Source organism: Aliivibrio finisterrensis (assembly GCF_008933155.1).
Classification (GTDB): Bacteria; Pseudomonadota; Gammaproteobacteria; order Enterobacterales; family Vibrionaceae; genus Aliivibrio; species Aliivibrio finisterrensis.
In genome coordinates this window covers 209,499-235,105 of sequence record NZ_WBVP01000002.1, presented here as the reverse complement: position 1 = coordinate 235,105, position 25,607 = coordinate 209,499, and the positions used below count along the sequence as shown (strand labels likewise).

The window sequence follows — 25,607 nt, the reverse complement described above, 5'->3', positions numbered from 1 at the left end:
CGTTAGATTTGCATAGTAAGTGCCTTTACGATTAAACCTTAGGTATTTATGCATGAAACTCATTTTTGATGGCCCGAAAGATGGGCCACTATTTGTCTTCAGTCACGGGGCTGGGGCACCTCTCGACTCTGACTTTATGCAACAAGTAGCCCAAGGATTAGCAAAGCGCGGAATTCAAGTAGTACGCTTTAATTACCATTATATGCAACAACGAATTGAGACTGGCAGTCGCCGCCCTCCAGAGAGAGCTCCAAAGCTATTAGAGCAATTTACACAGGTGCTTTCTCTGTTAGATAAACCGATGATAATTGGTGGTAAGTCTATGGGGGGGAGAATGGCAAGCCTTTTACTAGCAGAGCAGGAAAGTGAGCTGATAAATGTTAAAGGCCTTGCCTGTCTAGGCTATCCATTTCATCCACAAGGTAAACCTGAAAAATTACGTACAGAGCATCTTCCTGATATCGCTGTACCAATCCTAATGCTACAGGGAGACCGTGATGCGTTAGGTAATAAACAAGAAGTTCAGAGCTATAATTTACCTGATTCAATCCAATGGTTATGGCTACCTGATGGAGATCACGATCTTAAACCACGAATTAAAAGTGGATACCGACATCAAGATCATATTGAGTCGGCAATAGAGAGATTAGCAACGTTTATTTTTGACACAATTTAGTTAGTCACTCTCTCTTTTAAGCATAGAGGGGGTGAAATCGCAACATGTTGTGCCTTCGTCATTTTTAGCTTTGTACATGGCAATATCGGCGTACTTAATCAACTCCTCACCTTGTTGATCGTGATCAGGATAAATCGCCACCCCAATACTTAACGAGACATCCATCGGCTCTGTTCCTATCATTATGGGAGTACTAAATTGCTCTAATAACTTTGAAGATAATCTTTTTACTCCTGAGTTTTGAGTAATTTCTTGCCCAATAATCAAGAACTCATCTCCCCCTAAACGATAGATATTATCTCTTCTGCGCACTGTTTTAGTTAATAATTGCGATGTTTTAACCAAAACTTCATCACCAACATCATGACCTAGCGTGTCGTTAATTTCTTTAAACTTATTTAAATCAATAAAATACACTGCAACTTTAGAATGTGAACGTTTAGCATGTTGAAGCGCATACTCAAGAGCATCATTTACCATGCTGCGGTTTTTAAGGCCTGTCAATTCATCGTGGTGTGCTTTATAAGTCAGAGTTTCTGTTTTCTCATGAACAATTTCATTCATGGTAAAGAATGCAGATAAAAGATTGCCCATCTCATTTTTTTCAACAATGTCAGAAATATCTAATTTTTCACCTTGTTGCATTTTTTTAGTACTAGAGAGTAATAAATGAAGGGGATCAAACAGATTTCGCTTCATAAAGAAGATCGTTGCTATGGCTAAAAAGACGAGAAAAACCATTTGCAGTTTGATGAAGGTCACTAACTGGCTACGGTTCTCTTTATAATCACCCTTACGTTTTTCTAATAATAACAACTCAATATTTATGAATTGAGTTAAGTCTTTTCTTAAGTCATCCATATACGCTTTACCTTTGTCTTCTTTAACAATGGCTAACGCTTCAGTCTGTTGATTGTTTTGTGCTAATTCAATGGTTGATCTTAATTCATCAAATTTCAATTGCATCACACCGGAAAGATGATCAAGGTTTTTTTGCTGTTCTTTATTATCACTAGTTAGCTGATATAAACGTTCTAAAACACTTTTAGCTTCTGATTTCCCAACATAATATGGCTTCAGGTAACTGAGATTATGAGTTAATAAAAACCCTCTTTGACCCGTCTCAGCATCTTTAAGACTACTTAATAGTTTTTCTGTACTGGTTATCACATTATTGGTATGAATAACCCACTCAAGCTTTTCATCGCTATAAGCCTCTAACTTAAAGGTCAACATCGAACTTGCAATAGATACAGAGAACAACACCAACAAATATAACGCTAATTTTAATCGAACACTCATATCATCCATGATCTTACTACCACTCACTATAGTGAATAGTAGGCGTTATAAAAAAAAATTCCAAAATTCTTTTTAATAAAGAGCTCAATATCAATATTTAGAGGTAATAAACAACCATATGAATGGCTTTTATCAATAACTAAGCCAATTAATATTGACAAGCGTTTGCTATAAATTCAATAAAAGTTCTCAATCGTTTTGGTTGATAGCGGTCACGATGATAAAGAGCAGAAAAGTCGACACTTGGGATCCCCCACTCTTCAAATACTTGCTCAAGCTTATTACCATCTAACTCTTGTTGGCAATAAATCAGTGGAACACGAATAATCCCATTACCCGCTAATGCACCAGAAACCAATACTCGGCCGTTTTTACACTGTAAATTGCCTTTCACAGAAACGTCATAATGATCTTTATTTTTAAGAGATTGAAAATGCCATTTACGTACAGAACCTGTTAAACAATGGTGCTGATTCAGCTCTTTGGGGTGCGTTGGTCTTCCATGTTGAGTCAAATAAGAGGGACTTGCTAATGTTCCCATTTCAATATTCAACAGTTTTTTAGCGATAAAACCTGAGTCCTCAAGTGAGCCCATACGAAACGCAATATCAAACTCTTCTTCGATTAAATCAACACGGTTACTGCTGAAGTCTAAGCTGACAGAAACATCCGGGTATTGCTGCATAAAATCATTAACTAGCTCAGCAAGGAACACCTCACCTAAATAGCCACCAACACAGTTTATTTTGATCTCTCCTTGTACTTTTTCGACATCATCTACAGCAGATAACAACGCTTGGTCTATAGTATGAAGAGCTTGTTCACATTGATGATAAAAATGCTTTCCGGCCTCTGTTAAACGAAGCGTGCGTGTTGTTCGTATTAATAACGTCACGCCCATCTGTTTTTCTAAGCTACTTATTTGACGTGATACATGCGAACGAGAAACATCAAGCGTTTCAGCGGCTTTAGTAAAGTTACCTAAACGAGCAATAAGAACAAACGAGCGAATATCAGTAAGGTTAATGTGATTGATCATAATAGTGGCTCAATAGTTATCGACGCTCTATTGTTGCAGTACAGCAACAGAGTTTCAAGTAAATGACTATATATCAACAATACAAGTCACAGTAATATATCTCCATCGCAACGAAGCAGGGCTCTGACTTCGATTGTTCATTGAATTTATTAAGGAAATAGAAGATGAAAAAATTAGTTGTTATTACAGGTGCAAGCTCTGGTATTGGTGAAGCAATCGCACGTCGTTTAAGCGATGAAGGTCATCCTCTGCTTCTTCTTGCTCGTCGTGTTGACCGTCTTGAAGCGCTTAACTTACCAAACTCTCTATCTGTAAAAGTAGACGTTACAGACAAAGCGTCTTTTGATGCAGCAATCGCTCAAGGTGAAGCAAAATTCGGTCCTGTTGATGCACTAATCAACAACGCAGGCGCTATGCTTCTTGGTCAAATCGACACTCAAGACGCACAAGAGTGGAAGACAATGTTTGATGTAAACGTTATTGGTCTTCTAAATGGTATGCAAGCGGTTCTAGCACCTATGATGGATCGTAACACAGGTACTATCATCAATATCAGTTCTATCGCTGGTAAGAAGACATTCCCAAACCATGCGGCTTACTGCGGTACTAAGTTTGCGGTTCACGCTATCTCTGAAAACGTACGTGAAGAAGTGGCTTTATCAAACGTCCGTGTTACAACTATTGCACCGGGTGCAGTTGAAACTGAACTTCTGTCTCACACCTCTTCTCAAGAGATTAAAGACGGCTACGGTGAGTGGAAAGAAAGCATGGGCGGCGTACTAGCTGCTGATGATATTGCACGCGCTGTATCTTTTGCTTACCAACAGCCTCAAAACGTTTGTATCCGTGAGATTGCACTTGCTCCAACAAAGCAGCAACCATAGTTAGAATTCACTTTACAACGAAATATAATAAAAGATCACTATTAATACAGTGATCTTTTTTATTAAAAATCTAAGCAAGAAACGACCTCTAACTCAGCATCACACAATAGAAGCAAGATCTCATTATTTCTTTAAATATCGCATTAATTGTTAATTTAAAAGATGAATGTTGTAGCTTATTTGAAATAAAATATCGTAATAGAATGAAAATAAAGCACTTAAAAGAATAATTATAAATTTATATTTCATTTATATAAAATGTCATATATCTTATTTATAAGACTACACTATATTATAAATAAAAATGTCAATTGGCTTATATTCAAAACTAATACCATCCATTATTCTATTAGTTTCATTAAATGGTTGCGCTATAACATCTCAAGAAAAAAAATTAAAAAACTTCAACCAATACTCTGAAAATGGTGATATCCCATCCGCTGTAGAATATGCGATGAACTATTCAGGCTACAATTCTAAAACAAGACAATCTGAACACCTTTTATGGTCACTTCAAGCCGGTTCCGTCTTACAGCGTGAAGGTCAATTCGAATTATCTACCCAATTACTAGATTCTGCCGAAGTCCAAATGCGCAGAGAAGATACCGAGAATACGTTAGCTAAAAGTGGAGAGCTAGTAGGCTCAATTGCTACTAATGATGCCATGCTTGATTATGAAGCCATGCACTATGATGGTGTTATGGCTAATACCATTAAAGCTTGGAATTTCATATCATTAGGTGACTATAAAAACGCAAGAGTCGAACTTAATCGAGCTGAAGAGCGTCAACGTAGAGCTTCTGAATACTTTTCCAATGAAATTATTGAACAGAAAAATCAACTCGCTTCTAGTGGCGATATTGGTCAATTTGTAAAGCGTACTATTAACTCTAAGGATATGAAATACGCCTTAGAGGATGCTGGTATTTTTACTGGTCAATGGCAACACTACAATGGTTATGTAAACCCTTTTACGACCTATTCTTATGGGTTAAATTTATTGTTAGTAGCGAAAGATCGCTCTGATTACAATAATGCCGCAAATGCATTTCAACGTGTATATCAACTAACAGGGTCTGAGTCTGTTAAAAAAGATTACCTCCTAGCAAAGTCATTAAGTAAAAAAAGATCTGCGTCTTTAAGTAATAACATTTGGGTTATTGTTGAGAATGGACAAACTCTAACCAAAGAAGAAAAAAGATTGGATATCCCAATGTTTTTATTCAGCGACAGTATTTCATATGTTGGTGTAGCACTTCCTCGATTAAATAAACGTGGGTTGGCTTTTTCCAATATAAAAATAAATGGGAAAAGCACCGAGTTATTGTCAGACATGGATAAAGTTGTGGCAGCCGAATTTGATAAAAAATTCCCACAAATTTTAACTCGAGAGCTTATCCGAATGACGGTCAAAACCGCTGGCCAAAAGTTATTAGACCAAGAGAGTGATTGGTTAGGTGGTGCTGGTGCCGCGTATACGATAGCGACAACAGGAGCGGATGTACGTAGTTTTACAGCCTTACCAAGCCAATACCAAATTGCTCGTTTAACCAAAAAATCTAATGAGGTTGTGGTTCAGGCCGGTCAATACCGCATCCCTGTTCAACTTGATAAACAATCAGGTAATCACATCATTTGGGTCAGTGCGACGTCTAAGTATGTCACTCCCAAAGTAAAAGTATTCAATATTTAATCACCCCAAGGAAAGAAGTATGAAGAAGTTACTTTTATCAGGCGTTATTGCCTCGATGATGCTCTCTGGCTGTCAATTAACAAAAACCTCAACCAGTTATATTGATGCTAAAGACACCACAACCAACATTGTTGCAACCATATCTTATGCGGATTTCAACAAAGCTGCGACTGAACTGGCTGATGAAATCATTGCAAGTCCAGGACTTGCTCAAAAAGACGGTTCTCGAACTATTGTGCTCGTAGATGAGATTACAAATGACACTATGCAACGTATCGACACAGACCAGTTAACCAAAGGGATCCGAGTAAAGCTACTTCAATCAGGTCTTTTTGCTGTAACAACTGCGTTTGGTGAAGACGACAGTACTCGCAAAGCAAGAAGTCTAAAAGACTCAGAACTAGTCAACCAAAAGACAGTAAAAAAGTCAGGAACCGTTCTGGCTGCTGATTACAGCCTGTCAGGTAAAATCATTCAGCGCAATGCAACACTAGATAACGACGATACTCGCATTGAATATTACTTTCAGTTAACGATGACAAACCTAGAGTATGGCGTTGCATTCTGGGAAGGTGAACGTGTTGTAGGTAAAGTTGCAGATGGTTCAACCGTAAGCTGGTAACCCCCCTCCTATAAAATTGGATATAAATTAAGGAAAATTCATGATTTCAAATAAGAACTTGCTAGCGGCTTTGCTTGCCGGCAGCTTTACTGTGCCTAACGTTCTAGCCCAAGATGTTGTGACACAGATCGAACAAAGCACACAAACAGCGGAACAGGTTAATATTGTTGAAGAAGATCCAGCAGATAAAATTGATGAGCAATTAACTCACTACGTATTACAAAAAGTGAATGCGACAGCAAAAGCCAATAAATCACACCTGATCCGATTCTATAGTGGTGCCGCAAATATCTCGATCACTAAAAGCAACCCAGATTGGGCTAACTACCGAGCAATAGCACTTAATGAAGCCATTGCAAAAGCACGTGAAGATTACCTAAAAACCCTTAATCGTGACTTTACCCAAGAAACGATACGTGATTTCTTTACACAACGTGGTATTCCAGCACCTACGGCTGAAGATTTTAAATCTGAGAACAAATTTGATCAATTAATGACTAAAGCCATTGCTCTGATTGATGGTGCAATGATGGCCAAGTTAGAAGAAATGGGGATCGACGCTGCTGAGTTCCAAAATGCCCCACCAGAGAAAAAACAAACCTTAATGCGACAATACTTTGGTACCACTTCAATTTCAAAAGCGTATGGCGATCTCTCTGGTATGTTCGTAATTAAAACTTTTGAAAATTACAGAAGTGACGGTATCGGTTCTGTCGGTGTGGTAATGGCGTTATCAGCAAAACGCCGTGATCAAGTGGTCGACATGATTGAATCTAACGGTGAAGTCATGCCCGATAAAGAAAAAATGAACCCTAAAAATGCTAATCTTGCCACTGTGTTTGCAAGTTACCCTGCCCCATACTTAAATAAAGGTGTGAAGCTAATGTATGATGCTCAAGGTTACCCAATGTTAGTTGCATTTGGTCAATCAGGCGTTGTACACACAAGTGATCGTGACGAACGAGACATTGAGCGTGAAGCCGCAGAAATGTTTGCTGAAGATGACGCATGGGGTGCAATGGCATCAGCCTATAACCTAAATGGTGATTTTGCGAAGAAAGCTACCGTTGCGAAAAAAACGGATAAAGAGCGTGTCACTAAATTAGTTGGGCCTGGCAACGTAAGAACGGCTGAATCAGCGGTTCGTCACAGCGCTATTTCAATAATGGATCAAAGCTCATCAATGACAGCTGAATTAAAAGGCATGACTGGTGTTTCCATTGAAAATAAATGGCGCCAAAAACACCCAGCAACAGGCCATGAAATGGTTGGTGTCGTATTAGTTTGGCATCCAGTTAAAGTGAAACAAACTCAAATAATCCAAAGCGGTTTAAGCGCAAACGAAATTGATGCCAAGCAAGAAACGTCTGAACCTGCAAAAGCGGGAACAACCGATTCATTTGAGTCTGAAGACCACTTCGACCTTTCTGATTTTTAATAACGGGCACCGTTAATCTATGTTATTTACAATCAAAAAATCGATTATCACACTCGCCCTATCGTTACTTGCCCTTAATGCGCAAGCCGATGTGATCAGCGTTGAGAATACCGGCTCAGGTGCAACCATAGATCAAGCCATTGATATTGCGGTTCGCCGCTCTATTGAACAGGTAAAAGGGGTGTCGTTAAAGAGTATTCGAGTAAACACCCAGAGTTATTCTCGTAGTGATAAAGAAACCACACACTCTAAAAACGTGAACACAGGACAACGAGTTACAACTCACGGTAACGCAACGTATCGTATTTTAAGTGAAAAATGCAGTGATACTACGCAATGCCGTGTTCGTTTACGTGTGAATGTCGAAGTACCAGATGGCTATGAACGCCAGCAGCAATTGAAGAAGCTAAACAATAATCGTCGAACGATTGCAGTTAAGTCATTCACTGGTTCCCATTCAGCCTCGTTTACTCGTAATTTAGAGTCTCGTCTTGTTCAAGATCGTAAGTTCAAAGTGCTTCAAGATCTAAACAGTGAAAATCTAGATTACGTATTAGAGGGGCACCTTATTCAAGCAAGCACGCAACGCAGAACAGTGGATAATTCACGTACCGTTGAGATGACTGGCGAATATATCAAAGATGTCAAAACCTATTACTCATCAAAAGTTCTGGTTGAATATAAGCTGATTGACCAAGTGAACCAACAAGTAAAATGGAGTGCGACCGTACCAACCACATCGTCTCGAAATAACTTAGATCTATTACTCGATATCTCAGCAGGAAAGGTGTTCTCACAACTGAAAGAAAACATCTATCCACTTGTTGTTATCAAAAATAAAGATGGCAGCCTTGTCTTTAACTCTGGAGGCTCCAGCGTTAAAGAAGGTGAATATTACGACGTATTTGCTATGGGCGAAAAAATCGTTGATCCAATCACCAAAGAAAAACTAGGATACAACGAAAAAAAAGTAGCTCGCGTACAAGTATCGCGCGTATTACCAAAGGTTTCTTATCTAAGAATCGTCAGTGGTAACAGCTCAAGCATTGATAAACATTCAATCGCGAGACGCGCCCCTATTGTTAGTAAAACAAAAAGAGTCGCTCCAACAAAACCAAAAGCGAAAGAGCCTGAAGCACCAAGTCGTATCTCTTTTTAATCACCTAGCTTGATAACATACTCAAGTTTAACATCATAACGAATTCCAACTTATCTAAACCATTGAAACAATGGCTTATTTAGGTTGGTAATTCCATTATAATAAAGAATGAAAATGAAACTACAACTCGCAGTTTTAACACTAATTAGCAGTATTTCTTCAAGCGTGATGGCTTATGAGCTATCACCAAAACAACCAAAAAGCATCTCTGAATCCCAAGTTCGCCTTCAAGGTGGAGCCTCTCCAGTCTGGTTTGGTAAATGGGATAAAAACTGTGATGAAGAATGTGATACAAAACTTATCATTGGTGGCTACCAACACCGTTTCGAACCATCAGCAAAATTAGAGACTGTAGCTCAGTTTAAAGACCGTTCTTTTGCTATCGTTAGCCAAATGTATCAGAAAAAAAATGGTAAATACTCTTCACGTAATGAATACCATTTCATTCAAGGTGGACACTCTGAGCGCCGTGTTGACCACTCTTTATGTGAAAGTTCTCAAGCGACCGGTTTTAACTACCAAGGTGAGCTATTGTGTCTAAATGAAAACACATTAGATATTTATAGCGCAAAACATAAACGTTCAATCAAACTACCAAAAGAATCTGATTTTGGAGCGATTAACAATAACCTTGCAGGTACGGTTTCGATTGCTTATGTAAACACAGAAGAGCGTCGTATTCGTTATACCAATCTTCACAACCTGGAAAAACAAAAAAATGAAGCTTGGGAAATGCTATCTACTCGACTTCATGACCGCTCAGATCGCCGCAATATCATTGCAACGTATCCAATAAATCGCTCTCGTGGTTTAGTGACTATGTATGAATACGTGAACCCATTTAACAAAGGCTTAAACCTTTATTATTTTGAAGGTGATAAAAGTGCTCGCCGTATCGTAAGTAATAGTGAAGAAGGTAATTTTGGTTTTAACCCTGAAGTGTTTGTTTATGGTAACCAATACGCAATTACCGCTGAAGATCCAAAAGAGAATAAACGCCATACTTACTTAGTGAATCCTGACGAAATGAGTAAGCCAGAAACCTATGTTAATGACATGTCTACAAAGTCAAAAGTTGATTTTCTAGCAGGTTACGGCTTAATGTATAACAACTGGGAAGCGACTCAATCTATTGGTGATGATGTTGAAACTGACTACAACATCAACGCTAGCTTTTTGCATACCGTTTATCTTCAAGCACGCCTAATGGATACCCAAGCATCATTAAAATACCTGACAAATCAAGCAGAAGGTGCAACTGATGGTAAAAATTCAGAAGCGGTGAGCATGCTAACTGGTTTGGTTGATTTTAATTCATTTTTTGAAGGTGCGGATACGTTACGTTTAAAAATGGATTGGACAAAAACTGATGGCACCGCAACATTTAAATCAAGCAACAGTAGCTACTGCCTTGCTGAAGGCTGCTCTGTGAAAAAAGGCTTCTCTACTGAATACAAATCTATTGAAACACTAGTATTGAGCGAAGGCGGTATGTATATGGGCTTTAGTTACTCAAACTATGCCATGCCATCTGCTGTTGGTTTCCAAAGAAATGAAGACAGCTCATCATTACTGGGTGTAGCCTTCGATGAAGATTTTGAACAAACACGCTACATGTTTGTAATTGGTCGTGATGAAGCCGCTTATGGTGCTCGTTACGAAACGAACTACAACCGCTTTTATCTAACACCTAAATTGGGTATTGGTGTGGCTCAATATGACATTTCATCTGCGGCAGAAAAAATCGCTCGTAACGGTGAATCAGGAAGTATCACTGGTACTTATGGTTTAGCGATAACAGGTGGTCTAGACTTTGGTTACATTTATCAACGCCGTTGGGCTGAAGCAAGTGGCTTAGGCTACTCAATCCAAGCAGGGGTAAGAGCCAACATCGATTGGTCTACCAATGGTATTTTGGATGCTGGCGATGATGATATTTACTTTGATTACAACCGCTTTGATTTAATGTGGGGCCCTTACATTCAATTCAATGCCATGTTCTAAACCTACATAAATAACCAATAAAAAAGCCAAGCTCGGATAACCTTGCTTGGCTTTTTTTTATTCAACGAGTAGATAAACGTTCAGTTAGTGACAATCCACTTAACTACGCCTCTTTTTAGCGACGGTAATTACCGCCACGGTTAGAGGTACGTTCTTTATGAGCAGATGCCGCTTTTGCTTGTGATTTTAAAATCGAATCTACCGTCAATTCCATTGGCTCTTTTGGCTCAAGACCGTGTGGGAAAGTACGTGAACGTGGCGGCTTATCAAACTCAAGGTTAGACGCACGTGGCATACGCTTAAAACGGTATAAGTAGAAGTTTTCTAGCTTCTCTCTCGCCCATTCTGTTTTCTTTAAGTATTTAACACTGCTTGCGATCGACGGGTTAGTGTTAAAGCAATTTAAACGCATTGCAGTATCTAGAATTTCCCAGCCGTAAAAATCAACCAACTCTTGCAGTAAGATTTCTAACTTAAGACCGTGTAATGGGTTGTTTTGTTGCAGTTCAATTCTTTCTTCATCAGTCATCATAACGGATATCCTAAGTGTTAGTTGTTCAAACAGGGTGAATAGGCGCCGAATTATACAGGGTTATCACTCAAAATATAGTATTAACCCGTGAAATATAAGTAACTATCTTTAGGGCGATTATAACGTAAAAAACCAACCACAATAACCCTAAGGCCATTGTGATTGGTGAGTAAAAATAAACTCAAAGACAGTATTTATTTATGCGTGGTTTGGTGCTGGCTTAATCTTAAATAAAATCGCGTACATTACTGGCACTACAATCAAGGTCAGAATGGTCGCAAAACCTAAACCCGCCATAATCGTAATAGCCATTGAGCTAAAGAACGCATCAAACAATAATGGAATAAGCCCTAGTATTGTCGTTAACGCCGCCATACTCACAGGACGAACACGACTGATCGCACTGTCCACTATTGCAATGTACGGGTCTTTACCTGATGACAATTCAAGATTGATTTGATCAAGCAATACGATACCATTTTTCAAAATCATACCGCTCAAGCTTAATAAACCTAAGAACGCGGTAAAGCTAAACGGCATATTGGTACTTAACAAACCAAACGCGACACCAATGATAGAAAGCGGAACCGTAAACCAAATCACTAACGGCTTTTTAAACGAGTTAAACAGCAACATTGTGATGAAAAACATGAACAAGTAACCCATTGGCAATGAACCAAATAGAGATTCTTGTGCATCTTTTGATGATTCATATTCACCACCCCAGGTGATTTCATACCCTTCAGGTAATGGCATTTCCAACACTTTTGGCTGAACACGCGCTAACAAACTTGCAGGTGTATCATCACTCAATAAATCGTGATCGGCCATTACCGTAATCGTGCGTTTTCTGTCGCGACGCTGGATAAGAGGCTCACTCCAATCTAGGTTCACCCCATCAATCACTTGATCTACTGGTATGTAGCTTTGTAGTGATGGACTCCAGATCTTCACGTTTTGCAGTGACTCAAAATCCACACGCTCTACTTCTGGCAAACGCGCCACAATTGGTAGAGTATGTGTGCCATCACGCAGCATTCCTAATGTATTACCACCAAATGCCATTTGCAGCGTATTTGATAAGTCTTCTTTTGAGATCCCTAAACGGCGCGCTTTTGATTCATTAAACTCAGGCGTTAACTCTTTAGTACGTTCACGCCAATCATGTCGAATGTTTCTTGAGCCTGAATCTGTCCCAAGAATGTCTTCAACATCGGTCGCTAAATCACGCAGAATTTGAGGATCAGGCCCTGAAATACGCACTTCGATCTTAGACGCAGGAGAAGGGCCAAATTCCATCATTTTGAATTGGAAGGTAGGCTTCTCAAAGCGTTTATCTAATGAGTTGGTTAAGTTTTCTAACAAACTAAACATTGATTCGCGATCTGTGGTTCTGATCTGAAACTGTGCATACGCTTCATAGCTTTTTTCTGGTTGGTAAGTTAGCGCAAAACGCTGCATACCTTGACCAATCGACGCTGATACAAACTCAATATTGTCTTGCTTATTAATGTAGCTCTCAACCGCTTCTGATTGCTTAATTGTTTCACGAATATCAGTGCCTTCTGGCATCCACATATCCACGTAAAACATTGGCGTATTTGATGCGGGGAAGAACTGTTGCTTCACATTACCAAACGCCATTACCGCAACGACAAGTAAACCCACTAGCGAGACAACCGTTACCCAACGGAAACGTAAAGCCAACTTAAGAGATGAACCAAACGCAGTAAATAAGAACCCTTTGTAAGCGTCTTCTTCTTCACCTGTGTTTTTATCTTCTTCTTTCAATAGCAAGTCAGCTAAGAATGGCGTGATTGTAATAGCCGTTACCCAACTTAAAAACAGTGAGTAACACAACACCCAATACAAATCACCCATGAACTCGCCAGTGGCATCTTCAGACAGACCAATCGGAGCAAATGCGGCAATCGCGATCACTGTTGCGCCCAATAAAGGCCATTGTGTTTGTTTTACAATGTCCGCAGCTGCTTGAACTTTAGTTCGTCCTTTTTTGAGGCCAACTAAAATCCCCTCAACCACTACAATGGCATTATCTACCAGCATCCCTAGCGCAATAATTAATGCACCCAATGAGATACGGTGAAGGTCAATGTTGTTGTAGCTCATTAAGATAAACGTGCCGAATACGGTCAGTAGTAACACCACACCAATAATTAGGCCGCTTCGCATACCCATAGCGAACAGTAGAACCACAATAACAATCGCGACCGCTTCACCTAAGCTGATGATAAAATCACGAACTGACGTATCGACTTCTTGCGCTTGGTTATAGAAATAACTTAGCTCAAGTCCCGCAGGTTTGATCGATTCTAGATAGGCTAATTCGTCTTGTACACGTTGACCAACTTCAACCACGTTCACACCAGACGCGAACGACAGCCCAATATTTAACGCATCTTTTCCGTTAAATCGGATCACATTGCTTGGTTTCTCTTGCGTGCCACGGCTAATGGTTGCGACGTCTTTTAAACGAATAAGATTGCCCGTATCACGCCCATGAATAATCAAATCTTCTAACGATTCAATCGTGGTTAACGTACCGCTTGGACGAATGGTTAAGCTCTCGCCATTCACCAATACTTCACCCGCCTGCACCACGTTATTTTGTTGGTTTAATAGGCCAGCCACGGTGTTCATGTCTAGGTTCAGTGCCGCTAAGCGATCGAGAGAGATCTCAACAAACAGCATTTCTTGTTGATCGCCCGCGATAGAGACTTTACCTACCCCATCAATCAGTTCTAATTCGCGCGTTAATGTGTCGGCATAACGTTTTAACTCTACATAGTTATAATCGTCACCCGTCAGCATCATCATTACGCCAAACACGTCACCAAAATCATCAATAATCTGTAAAGATTGAACCCCTTGAGGCAGAGTTGGTTTCAAATCATTAATTTTACGACGCATTTCATCCCAGATCTGTGGCAACTCATCTGGACCGTAATCCATCTTCATGCTCACCATGATCTGCGACATTCCGTTAGACGACGTCGATGTGATTTTATCGATATAAGGTAATTTACGGATCGCTTTTTCTAACGGGTACGTTAACTCTTCTTCAACTTCTTTTGAGGTAGCCCCCGGATAAGTCGAGATGATCATCGCATCTTTAATCGTAAAAGCTGGGTCTTCTAAACGGCCTAAATCTAAAAATGAGGTAATACCACCAATGGTTAAAATAACAATGAATAGCCAGCTAATGACTTTGTTTTTTATTGAATATTCAGCAATGTTCATTATTGTTGATTCTCCACTAACGTTACCTTTTTGCCTTCACGTAATTTTCGTAAACTTGAGTTGGCAAGAACATCACCTTGAGTAATACCAGAAGCCACAATTGCCCCTTCACCGTTAATTTGGCGAATGGTTACTGGTACTTTAACCGCTTGTCCATCACGTATGATCCAGACATAAAACAGACCTGCTTTTTGGCCCGCTTGCAATACCGTCACTGGCACATGGTAGCCATCAATTGAGGTGATCCCGGCTTCTACCATGTCCACATTCACAGTGGCACTGGTACCAGGCAAAATCTCAGTACTCGGTTGAGGCATGGTTAAATACATCTCATAGGTTTGAGTTTGAGCATTTGGCTCACTAGTGTGCTCTAAGTACTCCATAGAATAAGAATCGGATAAACCTACAAATGTGGTCACCGGATGGTAAGAGTCTCGATTGGTTTCAGGGTTTATCATGGCTAACACGTTATCTGAAAGATCAATACGCACGTACACTTTATCGTTTTGATACAAATTCAGAATTGGCTCGCCTGCCGCTGCACGTTCAAACTGCTCTTTATAAACATCAAGCACTTTGCCGCTAAATGGCGCAACAAGATGAGTATAAGTAAATTGGTTTTGTGCTGAACGATACGTCGCTTGCGCCAGTTCTCTATTCGCAAATAACTCATCAAGTTCCGCTTTTGAAATCATAGCGCGACGGTTCAATTCTTTACCGCGTTGGTACTGTTTTGACGCTAACGAATACTGTGCTTTAGCATCATTAACCGCTTGTTTTACCTTGCTGTCTTCTAGTTTTGCAATGAGTTGGCCTTGTTTAACCACATCTCCGGCTTTAACTAAGACCTCTTGGATCTCACCTGTTACTCGAAACGCAATCGGGGTTTGCTCAGCAGGAACCACTTGGCCTTTAAAAGAGCGAAATTGTTGAGTCACAGGCGCGCCAACTGCAAAGCCTGAAATATAAAGTGGCTCACTGGTTTCTGTTACCGCTTCTTCTTGGCAGCCCGTGAGCATAAAGAGGCTCATTACCAATAATGAATATAATGAACGCTTCATTAAATACCTTCCTCACGCTGCCATGCTTTTACTGTTTGACCTTCAACAAGGCTATCAACGCCGGCAATCACAACATAATCATTCGCGTTTAGGCCTGATATCACCAACCCTTGCTCGTTTAACGGTAACGTCGCTTTAGTGACGGTGTTTGTTTCTTCATTCATTAACCACACTTGCCCTTGGTTGGTGTTTTTACTTACCCACGCACTTTGGGGAAGTTGCAAATAATCAGAGCTTTTCTGTTTGGGAATATGAACTTGTCCCGTCATGCCCGTTAATAAATTACGCCCTTCTGGCAAGGCTATCGTTACAGTCGCTTCATAACTGTTCGTGTCTAAATTAGGCTGCGTTGAGATCTCTTTAAATCTACCATTAATTTGATTGTTAGGCTCATTATCCATGGTTACCCACATATCACTGCTAATTAATGCCGGAATAGAAACTGAGTCTACGTAGCTAATAGGTAAGGTTACCGACACATCCAATGTTGAGTTATCAATCAGATTTAAAATCTCTTGCTTCTCACCCACAATTTGATGTGGTTTTACGTAGGTATACGAAATAATGCCAGAGAACGGCGCATGAATTTCGGTATAACTTACATCCGTTTTTGCTTGTTCGTAATTTGCCAATGCTGCTTGATATTGTGTTTCACGCTGATCGTACTCATTGGTACTAATTAGCTTCTTACTGTACAAACTTTTAGCGCGACTCCATTGTGTCTTCGCTAGTGAGAACTGTGCTTTCGCTGCATCCAATGCCAGTTGTAAATCGTTTGGATCTAATAACGCCAATAACTCACCTTTAGTTACCGCTTGTCCCATTTTAACTTTGATATCAGAGACTTCGCCACCCACTTGGAATGACAATTGTGCTCGATATGTCGCATCAATACGCGCAAGAAACGCATCAGAATCAGCAACAGCGAGATCTTTTACCGACAATAGTTTTACAGGCTTAACTGTCATATCTGTGGTTTCAGATATCGCTTTATTGCATCCCGTCAACATACCCGACAAGCTTAATACAACAACAGCTCCTAGGAATGTGCGCTTTATATTTTGTTTTCGCACAAGTATCTCCACTCATATTATTTACTACACAACTGTGCAGTATAGTTTTAATTTGAAGTAGATCAATATATTTTACATCCGTGCAGTAAAATAGTTGAAAAGTGCATTTTTAAGTACGCGTTAGGCGCTGAACTTGGTATGCTTAGGCCATCAATACGCATTCGGCTGCTCAGAAATCAAAGCGATTAGCAACAATTATACCAATCACAGTAAGTAAGTGATCAGAAATAACGCAGGAAAAATGCTTGAGAACAAGGCGGCACTTTTCAACAAATAGTTTCGATAAGTAGTTATTCTACAATCAAAAATTTCAACGTAGTTATCGAGCATTTTAACCAGTTAAGATGAGCAGTTATTTACTACGATTGGTATTAATACGTATATATTGGTAATTAAGAGCACAAACTAAGGGTGAATAATGACAGAGAAAAAGCAGGGAAAAAGAAGTACCGAAGCTGCTGAACAAACAAAATGTCAAATCTTAATGGTTGCGGCAACGATGTTTGGCGAGCTAGGTTACGAGCGTGTATCACTGCGTAATATCAGTGAAAAAGCGGGCGTTTCCCACAGTCTTATTCGTCATCACTTTGGTAGTAAAGATATGATTTGGAAGGCGATTTGTGATGCCTGTGATAAACATATGCAAAGCTACTTAGATGCCATTATCGAGTCACTACCAACCGATAAAACACCCAGCTATCGCATTTATCTATTCATTGTTAAGTTGTCTGCGTTTACCTTGATGAATCCACAGCCAATTAAAATGATCGCTGATGCGATTCGCCAAGATGACAACGCATTACTTGAGTACTTCTTAAAAACTAAGAGTGAGTTTGAAGCGATATTTAAAGATCTTTTTGAAGAGTACAATGAAGCCAACCCTGATGGAAAACTCGATATTTGGGAAACCAAGTGGCAAATGCTGATTTTTGCTCATGGCGCATCAAGCTTAACCCCAATGATGTCTGAAGCCTGGCCACAATTTGCAGATAACCATGAAAAACTGTTACTGCAGCATTGGAATCTATTTAATCAAATCATGGTTGCTAAGTTCTCAGTGGCGAAAGAAGATATGCTTTGTCCAGCGGAACTTAATGAGTTATTGATTGATGTAGAATGCCCGTTAGAGCATAAGATTAAGGTGTAATTATTTAAGTGGGAGAAAAGCAAAAAAGATAATAAAAAGAAGGTTTTTTATTATCTTAATTCAAAAGCAGTATCAAATTTTCTCTTGCTATAATTTTTACTTTACACATTAGGTGCAATAACCAAAACGGCAATAATAGCTGCAACTAATGTACGAGGAATAAGAACATCTTTATCAATTTTCATCAAATAACTCCGGTTTACCTATCATTCAAATAAATCTAATTTTTCATTAAAGATGAATGAATTAGACTCTAATCAGGTAATACTACGATGCTTGATAACGAGAAACTATCGGTCACTGACTATTCGATGTATAGTTTTTATCTATGTATTTATTGATGCAGTTCACTTAGCCTAGCTTTAATCTGCTCACGTACATATTGATGCGTTTTATTGCTTATATTACGGCGATGATAAATAAGCTTAATTTCATACGGTTGAAGTGGAAAAGGTGACTCCAATACCTTTAGGCCGAGCTCTTGGGCTAAACCAAACATACTTTCAGCCACAATACAGATCGCATCCGTGTGTCTAACACTTAACAATAAATTAGATGGCCCACTGACTTCACGAACGATATTACGCTCAAATATCTCATCAGGACGCGTTTCAAATGCGCCCATGTTCTCATTTTTCAATTTAAGCATGACATGCTCAGCTTGATTAAATTGCTCTAAACTTAATGAATTCCCAGTAATACTTGGGTGATCGCATCGACACGCAAAGGCGATATCCAATTTACCTAAACTCTCACTCACAAAGGTGTAGTCCGTCACGGTAATATCATCAATCAAGATATCGACTTCACCCGAGCGAATTTTATCAAGCATTTGGTACTCAACCGCTGGGCTTTCTGTCAGCAACGCATCGTCCATATCAGGCAAAGATTGCAATACGATTTCTGGCGCGCTGATTATCAAACGACGTGGAGATTCCAATGCCAACACCAATTGCTCCATGATAGGTCTAACTTGATAGGCCAATGAATGGGCTGCATCGGTTGGCTCTAGAGATCGTCCTACTTTTAGAAATAACGGTTGCCCGTAACTCTCTTCAAATTTTTTAATCGCACTGCTCATTGAAGGCTGAGTAATATTCAAATGATCAGCGGCTTTTGTCACACTACCAAAGTCATACACCGCTAAAAAATGTTTGATAAAGTTTAAATTCATTTCGTTTCCTATACCCTTGAAGAAGTACCTAATTGAGTTTAATTAAATCGACGTCGAAACTCGGTTGGCGTCATCATTTTTAACTCTTTAAACTGGCGATTAAAGTTAGATATATTTTTAAACCCCGTTTTTTCTGCCACTAATGCGATAGGAAAGTTAGTACTTGCTAACAGCTCACATGCCTTACCAATACGATATTGCTTGAGATGATCAGAAAAACTCATTCCATAATGCTTCTCAAACATTCGATAAGCCGAGCTCTCACTCATATGAAGTCGCTTACATAAATCAGAGATCTTAATTGCATCACCATAATACGTTTCTATATAACGAGTTGCTCGCTCAATTCGATGGTTTAATTCAGAATCATCCGAAAGCGGCTTACTTCGATAAGGCGTGGTTGATAGCTTTTTTGCCTTCGTATCATCAGCAAGACTGACTAATATCTCAATCACTTTTATCGCCTGCAAATGACGATCTAGCGTATTGGCGTGTTTTAATAATTCTGACATCTTATGTGCGGTTTCTGGGCTAAACGATAAGCCATAAGCAGAATTATCTAATAACCGCTTTAAGTTTCTCGCTTCAGGGATCAGTGCCATTAAACGCTCAACCCAATGATGAGCAAACCAAATAATTAAGGTGTGATGCTTCGACTTCTCTAATTTTACGCTTCTCCCTGCCACCATATGAGGCAAACCCGGCCCATAAAGAAGCAGAGAATTATGGTGGATATCGCCAATCGCATCCCCTGCAAAATAACTGCCTTGAAATGCCTCATCAGGATCTAAATACAACACCAATTCATATTCAGAATGATAATGCCAAGAACACGCAAACTCATTATCTTCTACACGACAATGAAATTCTCTTACTATCCAATCAAAACTAGGTACATTTTGTACGTGTTCTTTAAATGGTTTCATTCTTGGCCTTAACGGTTAATACCTCTCTAAGTATGTCACTCTCAGGCTAATCGTGTAAGCGTCACCTGTCAAAGAAAGATATCAAAATGACTGAATAGTATTAGAGGTAGCTCGAATAACATCACTCACCTTCCCTATCATTGAGTAGACTACGCCTAAATAAAACAGTTCAACCACATTCTCTTTCGTACACTGGAGCTTCACTATGCCGCAAAACAAGAAGACATTTTTGTTTATTTTTATCGCCTTTATTACCGGGCTTTGTAGTGCGTTTTTTTACCCGCTATCAAGCTTGTTTATTGTAGAGGAGTTGGGCGCATCACCAATGATGTTAAGTCTGTATATGACGCTTGCTGTCAGCAGCTCTGTGATCGTATCTCAGTTTATTGCCAAACGCTCAGACACACATTGGAACCGTAAAACCATTTTAATTGTCTCGTTAGCAAGTTACTTAATTTTGGTCGCCAGTTTTACCGTTATTCGTGATTATTGGTTAGCAATTACCATGGCCGTGGTCTTTGGTAGCGTCAGTGGCGCGTCTTTTGGGCAGTTGTTTGCTCTAGGTCGAGAATATGGTGACAGACACGTTGCCAACAGCACCAGTTTTTTAGCCAAGATGCGTGCAGGCCTTGCCATTGCGTGGGTATTTGGTCCACCTGCGGCGTTCATGCTTAAAGCACAATTTGGCTTTAGTGCCGCGTTTGCGGTCTCAGCCATTACGGTCTCTATCGCAATACTCATCATCGCTAAATTTATTCCTGATAACGTGGTAACAAAAGAAGAACGAACAGCGGCAGTTATTGAGCATAAACCGTTAGGTCGTATGGTAATTCTTTATTGCTTCATCATTGTGTGTGCGTTTTCTGCCAACAACTTGTACATCACCAGTATGCCTCTGTATCTTTCACAAGAGCTTCAAGTGGATGTCAGTTGGTTAGGCTTAATGTTTGGTATGGCGGCAGCTTGCGAGATCCCTGTGATGCTTGGTGCAGGTAAAATGGCTGACAAACTAGGCACAACCAGAGTGATGACACTTGGTGTGATATCTGGTGCCATGTTCTTTCTTGTTATGCTTTCAGCCACCAGTTTTACAGGTATGCTGATTGCTCAAATACTTAATGGATTCTTCATTGGTGTGTGTGCCACGCTTGGCATGGTCGCACTGCAAGACATGATGAAAGACCGATTAGGCACTGCCTCTACCCTGTTCTCAAACATGTTGAACATCAGTGTCTTGGTATCAAGCGTGATGGTGGGTGTTGTGGGTGAGTTATACAACTACTACAGCGCACTGTATTTATGCTTTGTTGGTGCTGTTATCGCTGCTGTGTTGTTGATTGTGTTTGAGATATTAGAGAAGAAGCAGAAGGTAGTGATTGAAGGGCAATGCGCGGTGGCTGGAGAGGTGTAGAAGTGGAGAGGTGTGGAGGGAATTGTACCAGATATCACTTTAACCTAGAGTAAGGAACGATGCGATAATGAGTGGTATACTTAACTTAATCAGTAGACTGGAGCACTTTTCATGAGTAAGAAAAACACAACAACGCCCCATGATGGGTTGTTTAAAGCGTTTTTAACAACACCGGATACTGCTAAAGATATGCTGGAAATACACCTACCAACACATCTGAAAACGTTATGTGACCTATCAACATTGAAACTGGAATCAGGTTCGTTTTTAGAAGATGACTTACGTCCGTACTATTCAGACGTACTCTACTCAATGAAAACAGAGTGTGGTGACGGCTATATTTATGCTCTCATTGAGCATCAAAGTAGCCCTGACGAACACATGGCATTTCGGATGTTTCGCTATGCTATTGCCGCCATGCAAAAGCATCTTGACGCTGGAAACAAAGAGCTGCCATTGGTTGTTCCTCTGTTGTTTTACCACGGAAAAACATCACCGTATCCATACAGCATGAATTGGTTAGATTGTTTTACTAAACCAGAAATGGCGAAAGCACTCTATAATAATGATTTTCCATTAGTGGATGTCACTGTAATGGATGACAGTGAGATAATACAGCACAAGCGCATTGCACTGTTAGAGCTAGTCCAGAAACACATTTACCAAAAAGACATCCATGATATCCTTGAATCGTTAGTCATCTTATTATTAAATGACTACCATACAGACAGCCAAGTCCGAACCCTGATAGAATACTTAGTAACGGTAGGGGAAACTCAAAACGTAAATACGTTATTGGAAGCGTTGGCACAACAAGTACCAAAACACGAGGGCACACTAATGACAATAGCAGAGCAATTAATTCAGCAAGGTGAGCAGAAAGGACTTCAACAAGGCCGTCAAGAAGGCGAACAAAAAGGTCGTCAAGATACATTAAAAGAGATGGCTCGTAATTTACTGCAATCAGGCGTAGATAAAGCCACAATAATGAAGGCGACAGGATTTAGCTCTCGTGAATTAGATCTTCTTTCGCATTAATATATCTCGTCATTATCACCCCCTTATCACCAAACTAGAAAAATGCCAGTCAACTTAACTGGCATTTCATTACCCACAATAGGGAGGTTTTTCCTTAAATGTTATTTGCTTGGCATTGGTAGAATCTCAAACATGCCATCAAACTTATCTAGTGAGCCAGCCAGTTTCTCTAGCAGCGATGCATCGCCTTTCACGCCTGCTTGACCAGATTTAAATAATGCCTCTAGCGTTGTCTCACCAAGAACAACTTTTGTGAAATCTGCTTTGTTGATAATTAATTCAAAATCAACCTTTGGTAACTTATCGACTTCAATGTTAGCCATATTCGCATTAGACACTTCACCGTAGTAACGCTCTCCAAGATCTGGGTGGTAAACACCGAAGTTGAAGTCAAGACCTGCGGCTTCTGCTTTTGGTGCGTTCAAACTCACAGCAATAAAGTCTAAGAACATGCCTGTTGGCGTGTTGGCAATTACGTCAGATGAAGCCAGCTTGATTGATTCTTGGATCTCACCAGTACGCAGTTCAACCGCACCTTGCAAATAGCTGTTACGCCACGCCATGGTTTCAGACTGGTAACCTTGCTGTTCAAAGCTGTCAGCGAGTGCAAAACGGTAATCAATGTTGTTCGGGTTACATTGTACTAGGTCGTTAAACAGTTGAGACGATTCTTGGTATTCGCCAGCATTAAAGTGAGTCATGCCCGCTTTATATAGTACGTCTGCACCTGCGGCATTCACATACACACAAGATTGATCTTTGGTTTGCAATGGGTTGGTGTTCACAGGGTTCATATCATGGTAGCCAAGGTACAGGTTTACCACTGCACGAGCATTGTGGCTGTATGAACCGTGGTAACCGTTGGTGTGCCAAGTATCGATTTGAGATTGTGGAACGATCTCTTCAATTTGACGGCCCACATCGTGAATGGTCACACCGTGATTGGCTAAGCGCATCGACTGGTTATGAATGAAACCATAGTTGTCACGCTGTAGCGTCATGTACTCAGAAATTTCGTTTACGTCAGTGTCTGCATCATTCCATACTGGTGCCGAATGTGCCGCGTGAATATTGTCTACTAACCCATTGTCAACAAAGCGCATTTTGAGCTCAGTTAAGTATTTAGTCCACACCAATGAATCACGAACTTTTGCCCCACGGAAAGTATAAATGTTGTGCATACCATCATAAGTAAGCTCAGCGGTATTCAATGAGCGATACTCTGGCACATACAACACAATCTCAGCAGGCGCTTCAGCCCCCGGCATGTTGATTGCGTGGAAATCGAGTCCATCAATATTAATGACTTTTTCACGCTCTTGGATCTCAATCGTCGGTGCGACTAAAGTCACTTCACCACGCGATGCACCAAGGCCAAGTGCGTTATCTACAATGCCTTTGGTGTTGGTATCAAGGGTTGTACCGTATTGGTAGTTTGCACGGCGACCCATTGCGGTGCCTGCGATTACGTTCTCATCAGCCAGTTCTTTGATAAAATCTTTTGGTGCGTAGATTTCAGCATCTTTCGCAAAATCACCTGATTCATAAACACCACGTGAACCGCCAAAATGGTCGGCGTGCATGTGTGAGTAAATCATACCCGTAATTTTGTGCTCACCATTAATCGCAGGTAAGTGCTGTTTTGCGAATTCCCACGAAGCAGCTGCGGCTTGACGAGACAGAAGTGGATCGTGAATCACATAGCCATTATCTGTGCGGTAGATCGTCATGTTTGATAAGTCAGCGCCGCGAATTTGATATACCCCATCCGTCACTTCGTACAGACCACCGGCAGCATAATTTAACATTCCTTGGCGCCAAATTGATGGGTTTACTGAAGGTGGTAAATCTTCCACAGACATATCCGCCATGTATTCAAAACGGTTTTTAAGCTCGCCTGCTTCATGCGTACCAAACTCAGCAATAAGACCATGAGTAGTGCGTTTAAACGCAGACGTGTCTTCCCAAGGAAGCGTTTTTGCCACTGCGGTATTGGCATTTTCGGTGAACTTAGATGCCGCTTTTCCCTCGTACGTATCAATAGATGCATAATCATTGGCTGCTGCGCCAAATGAAACCATAACAGAGAGTGAAAGAACTGAAAGAGTAAAACGAGTTTTCATAAGTAGCCTCTTTGGGAATTCGTATTGGTATGGTGCTAATTTAGCGTATTGACACATAGCAATACATGCATGAAACTGTATTTAACACATCACAAAATATTATGTTTGAGGAAGGGATGGTTTCAAATATAGATCTAAACTTATTAAAAGTATTTGTTGTGGTTTATCGCCACCAGTCGATTACCTTAGCCGCAGAAGAAATGGGATTAACTCAGCCGGGTGTAAGTGGTTTACTTAAGCGTTTACAACAGCAGGTGGGAAGTCAGCTATTTATTCGATCAGGCCGAGGGATTATTCCAACGCAGCATGCTCAAGAATTAATTCGTCATGTTGAGCCTGCATTAGCTCAAATCAACAACGCATTAGAAGGGTTAGAGGGGTTTTCGACCCAGTACCCACGCAAGTTCGTTATATACACCTCAGAACCTGTGATGTTAATGCTGTTACCTAAATTAGAAGCCGACAATAGCTTGGGTAATGTCACTATTGAATTGCAGCCAACCCACTCTAATGAAGAAGCACTGATCCAAGCGCTCAATCAACATCAAGCCGATCTTGCTATCGAAGTATCTAACTATTCAACACACTCGTTTTTTACCGAGCCACTGTTTGAAGATAAGATCCGACTGATTGCACGAAAAGGACACCCTAGAATAGAAGGCAGTGTTACTCGTGAGCAGTTTTATGCAGAGAAACACATTACTTGGAAATTACGCCGTGAAGATACTTACATGGCAGATTATTTTACCGAGGAACGACTAAGTGAACGACAAGTAGCCGCAGAATGTACTTCTCTAGTGTCGCTTATGTCGATGGCCGCGGCGAGTGATTGCATTGCAATGGTGACCGAAAGTATCGCAACCGCATTTGCCGATAAGCTGGATATACAGGTGTTAGATTGCCCATTTACGTCCAAGCCAGTTCACTATCGCCTACTCACCCATAATAGAGAGCGACAAAACCCGGCAAATATCTGGTTGCGAGAAAAAATAAAGTCCTATTTTTGTTAAGCTCACTCTACCATCAGCTAAAGTGAGCTCATCT

General features: G+C 40.3%; 20 protein-coding genes. 11 read left to right on the top strand and 9 right to left on the bottom strand.

Annotation, left to right across the window (positions count from 1 at the left end):
- The first annotated feature begins 52 nt into the window (after nucleotides 1-52).
- Nucleotides 53-676: an alpha/beta family hydrolase gene (locus F8B77_RS02940; RefSeq protein WP_151653542.1), complete on the top strand. Its 624-nt coding sequence runs from the start codon at nucleotides 53-55 to the stop codon at nucleotides 674-676.
- Here F8B77_RS02940 and F8B77_RS02935 read toward each other — a convergent pair whose 3' ends face one another.
- Together F8B77_RS02935 and F8B77_RS02930 are read right to left on the bottom strand one after the other, a co-directional pair.
- Nucleotides 677-1,987, bottom strand: coding sequence for a diguanylate cyclase domain-containing protein (locus F8B77_RS02935; RefSeq protein WP_244298179.1), 1,311 nt, complete (start codon nucleotides 1,985-1,987; stop codon nucleotides 677-679).
- A 139-nt stretch (nucleotides 1,988-2,126) separates the two neighbouring features.
- Nucleotides 2,127-3,017 carry a LysR family transcriptional regulator gene (locus tag F8B77_RS02930; protein ID WP_167512743.1) on the bottom strand — a complete coding sequence of 297 codons (891 nt, stop codon included), beginning with the start codon at nucleotides 3,015-3,017 and terminating at the stop codon, nucleotides 2,127-2,129.
- A gap of 164 nt (nucleotides 3,018-3,181) precedes the next feature.
- On the opposite strand from F8B77_RS02930, the gene F8B77_RS02925 reads away from it, so the two are divergent.
- The 6 genes from F8B77_RS02925 to F8B77_RS02900 all read left to right on the top strand — a co-directional run bounded on the left by F8B77_RS02925 (nucleotide 3,182) and on the right by F8B77_RS02900 (nucleotide 10,817).
- Nucleotides 3,182-3,901 (top strand): SDR family oxidoreductase, encoded by a 720-nt coding sequence (locus F8B77_RS02925; RefSeq protein WP_151653538.1) that lies wholly within the window; start codon nucleotides 3,182-3,184, stop codon nucleotides 3,899-3,901.
- Nucleotides 3,902-4,205: 304 nt separating this feature from the next.
- Entirely contained in the window at nucleotides 4,206-5,594 is a 1,389-nt protein-coding gene (locus F8B77_RS02920; protein ID WP_244298177.1) for a COG3014 family protein, read from the top strand.
- A 19-nt stretch (nucleotides 5,595-5,613) separates the two neighbouring features.
- Nucleotides 5,614-6,216 (top strand): penicillin-binding protein activator LpoB, encoded by a 603-nt coding sequence (gene lpoB, locus F8B77_RS02915; protein WP_151653536.1) that lies wholly within the window; start codon nucleotides 5,614-5,616, stop codon nucleotides 6,214-6,216.
- A 40-nt stretch (nucleotides 6,217-6,256) separates the two neighbouring features.
- Nucleotides 6,257-7,654 (top strand): DUF6844 domain-containing protein, encoded by a 1,398-nt coding sequence (locus F8B77_RS02910; RefSeq protein WP_151653534.1) that lies wholly within the window; start codon nucleotides 6,257-6,259, stop codon nucleotides 7,652-7,654.
- Between the two features lie 19 nt (nucleotides 7,655-7,673).
- Nucleotides 7,674-8,813: a hypothetical protein gene (locus tag F8B77_RS02905; RefSeq protein ID WP_151653532.1), complete on the top strand. Its 1,140-nt coding sequence runs from the start codon at nucleotides 7,674-7,676 to the stop codon at nucleotides 8,811-8,813.
- Nucleotides 8,814-8,927: 114 nt separating this feature from the next.
- Complete coding sequence (locus F8B77_RS02900) at nucleotides 8,928-10,817, top strand: hypothetical protein (RefSeq protein WP_151653530.1); 1,890 nt, start codon at nucleotides 8,928-8,930, stop codon at nucleotides 10,815-10,817.
- A gap of 115 nt (nucleotides 10,818-10,932) precedes the next feature.
- Here F8B77_RS02900 and F8B77_RS02895 read toward each other — a convergent pair whose 3' ends face one another.
- The 4 genes from F8B77_RS02895 to F8B77_RS02880 form a co-directional block, all read right to left on the bottom strand.
- Nucleotides 10,933-11,349 (bottom strand): VF530 family protein, encoded by a 417-nt coding sequence (locus F8B77_RS02895; RefSeq protein ID WP_130046782.1) that lies wholly within the window; start codon nucleotides 11,347-11,349, stop codon nucleotides 10,933-10,935.
- A 198-nt stretch (nucleotides 11,350-11,547) separates the two neighbouring features.
- Nucleotides 11,548-14,610 carry an efflux RND transporter permease subunit gene (locus tag F8B77_RS02890; protein ID WP_151653528.1) on the bottom strand — a complete coding sequence of 1,021 codons (3,063 nt, stop codon included), beginning with the start codon at nucleotides 14,608-14,610 and terminating at the stop codon, nucleotides 11,548-11,550.
- Nucleotides 14,610-15,671 carry an efflux RND transporter periplasmic adaptor subunit gene (locus F8B77_RS02885; RefSeq protein ID WP_151653526.1) on the bottom strand — a complete coding sequence of 354 codons (1,062 nt, stop codon included), beginning with the start codon at nucleotides 15,669-15,671 and terminating at the stop codon, nucleotides 14,610-14,612. Before F8B77_RS02885 ends, F8B77_RS02890 begins: the two co-directional genes overlap by 1 nt.
- Nucleotides 15,671-16,744: an efflux RND transporter periplasmic adaptor subunit gene (locus F8B77_RS02880; protein ID WP_151653524.1), complete on the bottom strand. Its 1,074-nt coding sequence runs from the start codon at nucleotides 16,742-16,744 to the stop codon at nucleotides 15,671-15,673. The genes F8B77_RS02885 and F8B77_RS02880 overlap by 1 nt, the downstream gene beginning before the upstream one ends.
- A gap of 418 nt (nucleotides 16,745-17,162) precedes the next feature.
- Between F8B77_RS02880 and F8B77_RS02875 the strand changes: the two genes are divergently transcribed.
- The gene (locus tag F8B77_RS02875) at nucleotides 17,163-17,891 is read left to right on the top strand and encodes a TetR/AcrR family transcriptional regulator (RefSeq protein ID WP_151653522.1); all 729 of its coding nucleotides are present in this window, start codon (nucleotides 17,163-17,165) and stop codon (nucleotides 17,889-17,891) included.
- Nucleotides 17,892-18,225: 334 nt separating this feature from the next.
- Here the strand turns inward: F8B77_RS02875 and F8B77_RS02865 are convergent, their stop codons facing one another.
- Both F8B77_RS02865 and F8B77_RS02860 read right to left on the bottom strand, forming a co-directional pair.
- A complete protein-coding gene (locus F8B77_RS02865; RefSeq protein WP_151653520.1) occupies nucleotides 18,226-19,065 on the bottom strand; it encodes a LysR family transcriptional regulator in 840 nt (279 codons plus the stop codon).
- A 38-nt stretch (nucleotides 19,066-19,103) separates the two neighbouring features.
- A complete protein-coding gene (locus F8B77_RS02860) occupies nucleotides 19,104-19,991 on the bottom strand; it encodes a helix-turn-helix transcriptional regulator (protein WP_151653518.1) in 888 nt (295 codons plus the stop codon).
- Nucleotides 19,992-20,196: 205 nt separating this feature from the next.
- Here F8B77_RS02860 and F8B77_RS02855 point away from each other — a divergent pair, with 205 nt between their 5' ends.
- Together F8B77_RS02855 and F8B77_RS02850 are read left to right on the top strand one after the other, a co-directional pair.
- On the top strand, nucleotides 20,197-21,402 hold the full coding sequence (locus F8B77_RS02855) for a sugar efflux transporter (RefSeq protein ID WP_151653516.1): 1,206 nt from the start codon (nucleotides 20,197-20,199) through the stop codon (nucleotides 21,400-21,402).
- Nucleotides 21,403-21,513: 111 nt separating this feature from the next.
- Nucleotides 21,514-22,440 (top strand): Rpn family recombination-promoting nuclease/putative transposase, encoded by a 927-nt coding sequence (locus F8B77_RS02850; protein WP_151653514.1) that lies wholly within the window; start codon nucleotides 21,514-21,516, stop codon nucleotides 22,438-22,440.
- 101 nt (nucleotides 22,441-22,541) lie between these two features.
- Here F8B77_RS02850 and F8B77_RS02845 read toward each other — a convergent pair whose 3' ends face one another.
- Entirely contained in the window at nucleotides 22,542-24,563 is a 2,022-nt protein-coding gene (locus tag F8B77_RS02845; protein WP_151653512.1) for an alkyl/aryl-sulfatase, read from the bottom strand.
- 116 nt (nucleotides 24,564-24,679) lie between these two features.
- On the opposite strand from F8B77_RS02845, the gene F8B77_RS02840 reads away from it, so the two are divergent.
- On the top strand, nucleotides 24,680-25,573 hold the full coding sequence (locus tag F8B77_RS02840) for a LysR family transcriptional regulator (protein WP_151653510.1): 894 nt from the start codon (nucleotides 24,680-24,682) through the stop codon (nucleotides 25,571-25,573).
- Nucleotides 25,574-25,607 lie beyond the last annotated feature (34 nt).

What these genes read in the sequence shown, in the direction of transcription:
- F8B77_RS02940 (WP_151653542.1), top strand. Translation starts at nt 53, where the DNA reads ATGAAACTCATTTTTGATGGCCCGAAAGATGGGCCACTATTTGTCTTC.
- F8B77_RS02935 (WP_244298179.1), bottom strand. Translation starts at nt 1,987, where the DNA reads ATGGATGATATGAGTGTTCGATTAAAATTAGCGTTATATTTGTTGGTG.
- F8B77_RS02930 (WP_167512743.1), bottom strand. Translation starts at nt 3,017, where the DNA reads ATGATCAATCACATTAACCTTACTGATATTCGCTCGTTTGTTCTTATT.
- F8B77_RS02925 (WP_151653538.1), top strand. Translation starts at nt 3,182, where the DNA reads ATGAAAAAATTAGTTGTTATTACAGGTGCAAGCTCTGGTATTGGTGAA.
- F8B77_RS02920 (WP_244298177.1), top strand. Translation starts at nt 4,206, where the DNA reads ATGTCAATTGGCTTATATTCAAAACTAATACCATCCATTATTCTATTA.
- lpoB (WP_151653536.1), top strand. Translation starts at nt 5,614, where the DNA reads ATGAAGAAGTTACTTTTATCAGGCGTTATTGCCTCGATGATGCTCTCT.
- F8B77_RS02910 (WP_151653534.1), top strand. Translation starts at nt 6,257, where the DNA reads ATGATTTCAAATAAGAACTTGCTAGCGGCTTTGCTTGCCGGCAGCTTT.
- F8B77_RS02905 (WP_151653532.1), top strand. Translation starts at nt 7,674, where the DNA reads ATGTTATTTACAATCAAAAAATCGATTATCACACTCGCCCTATCGTTA.
- F8B77_RS02900 (WP_151653530.1), top strand. Translation starts at nt 8,928, where the DNA reads ATGAAACTACAACTCGCAGTTTTAACACTAATTAGCAGTATTTCTTCA.
- F8B77_RS02895 (WP_130046782.1), bottom strand. Translation starts at nt 11,349, where the DNA reads ATGATGACTGATGAAGAAAGAATTGAACTGCAACAAAACAACCCATTA.
- F8B77_RS02890 (WP_151653528.1), bottom strand. Translation starts at nt 14,610, where the DNA reads ATGAACATTGCTGAATATTCAATAAAAAACAAAGTCATTAGCTGGCTA.
- F8B77_RS02885 (WP_151653526.1), bottom strand. Translation starts at nt 15,671, where the DNA reads ATGAAGCGTTCATTATATTCATTATTGGTAATGAGCCTCTTTATGCTC.
- F8B77_RS02875 (WP_151653522.1), top strand. Translation starts at nt 17,163, where the DNA reads ATGACAGAGAAAAAGCAGGGAAAAAGAAGTACCGAAGCTGCTGAACAA.
- F8B77_RS02865 (WP_151653520.1), bottom strand. Translation starts at nt 19,065, where the DNA reads ATGAATTTAAACTTTATCAAACATTTTTTAGCGGTGTATGACTTTGGT.
- F8B77_RS02860 (WP_151653518.1), bottom strand. Translation starts at nt 19,991, where the DNA reads ATGAAACCATTTAAAGAACACGTACAAAATGTACCTAGTTTTGATTGG.
- F8B77_RS02855 (WP_151653516.1), top strand. Translation starts at nt 20,197, where the DNA reads ATGCCGCAAAACAAGAAGACATTTTTGTTTATTTTTATCGCCTTTATT.
- F8B77_RS02850 (WP_151653514.1), top strand. Translation starts at nt 21,514, where the DNA reads ATGAGTAAGAAAAACACAACAACGCCCCATGATGGGTTGTTTAAAGCG.
- F8B77_RS02845 (WP_151653512.1), bottom strand. Translation starts at nt 24,563, where the DNA reads ATGAAAACTCGTTTTACTCTTTCAGTTCTTTCACTCTCTGTTATGGTT.
- F8B77_RS02840 (WP_151653510.1), top strand. Translation starts at nt 24,680, where the DNA reads ATGGTTTCAAATATAGATCTAAACTTATTAAAAGTATTTGTTGTGGTT.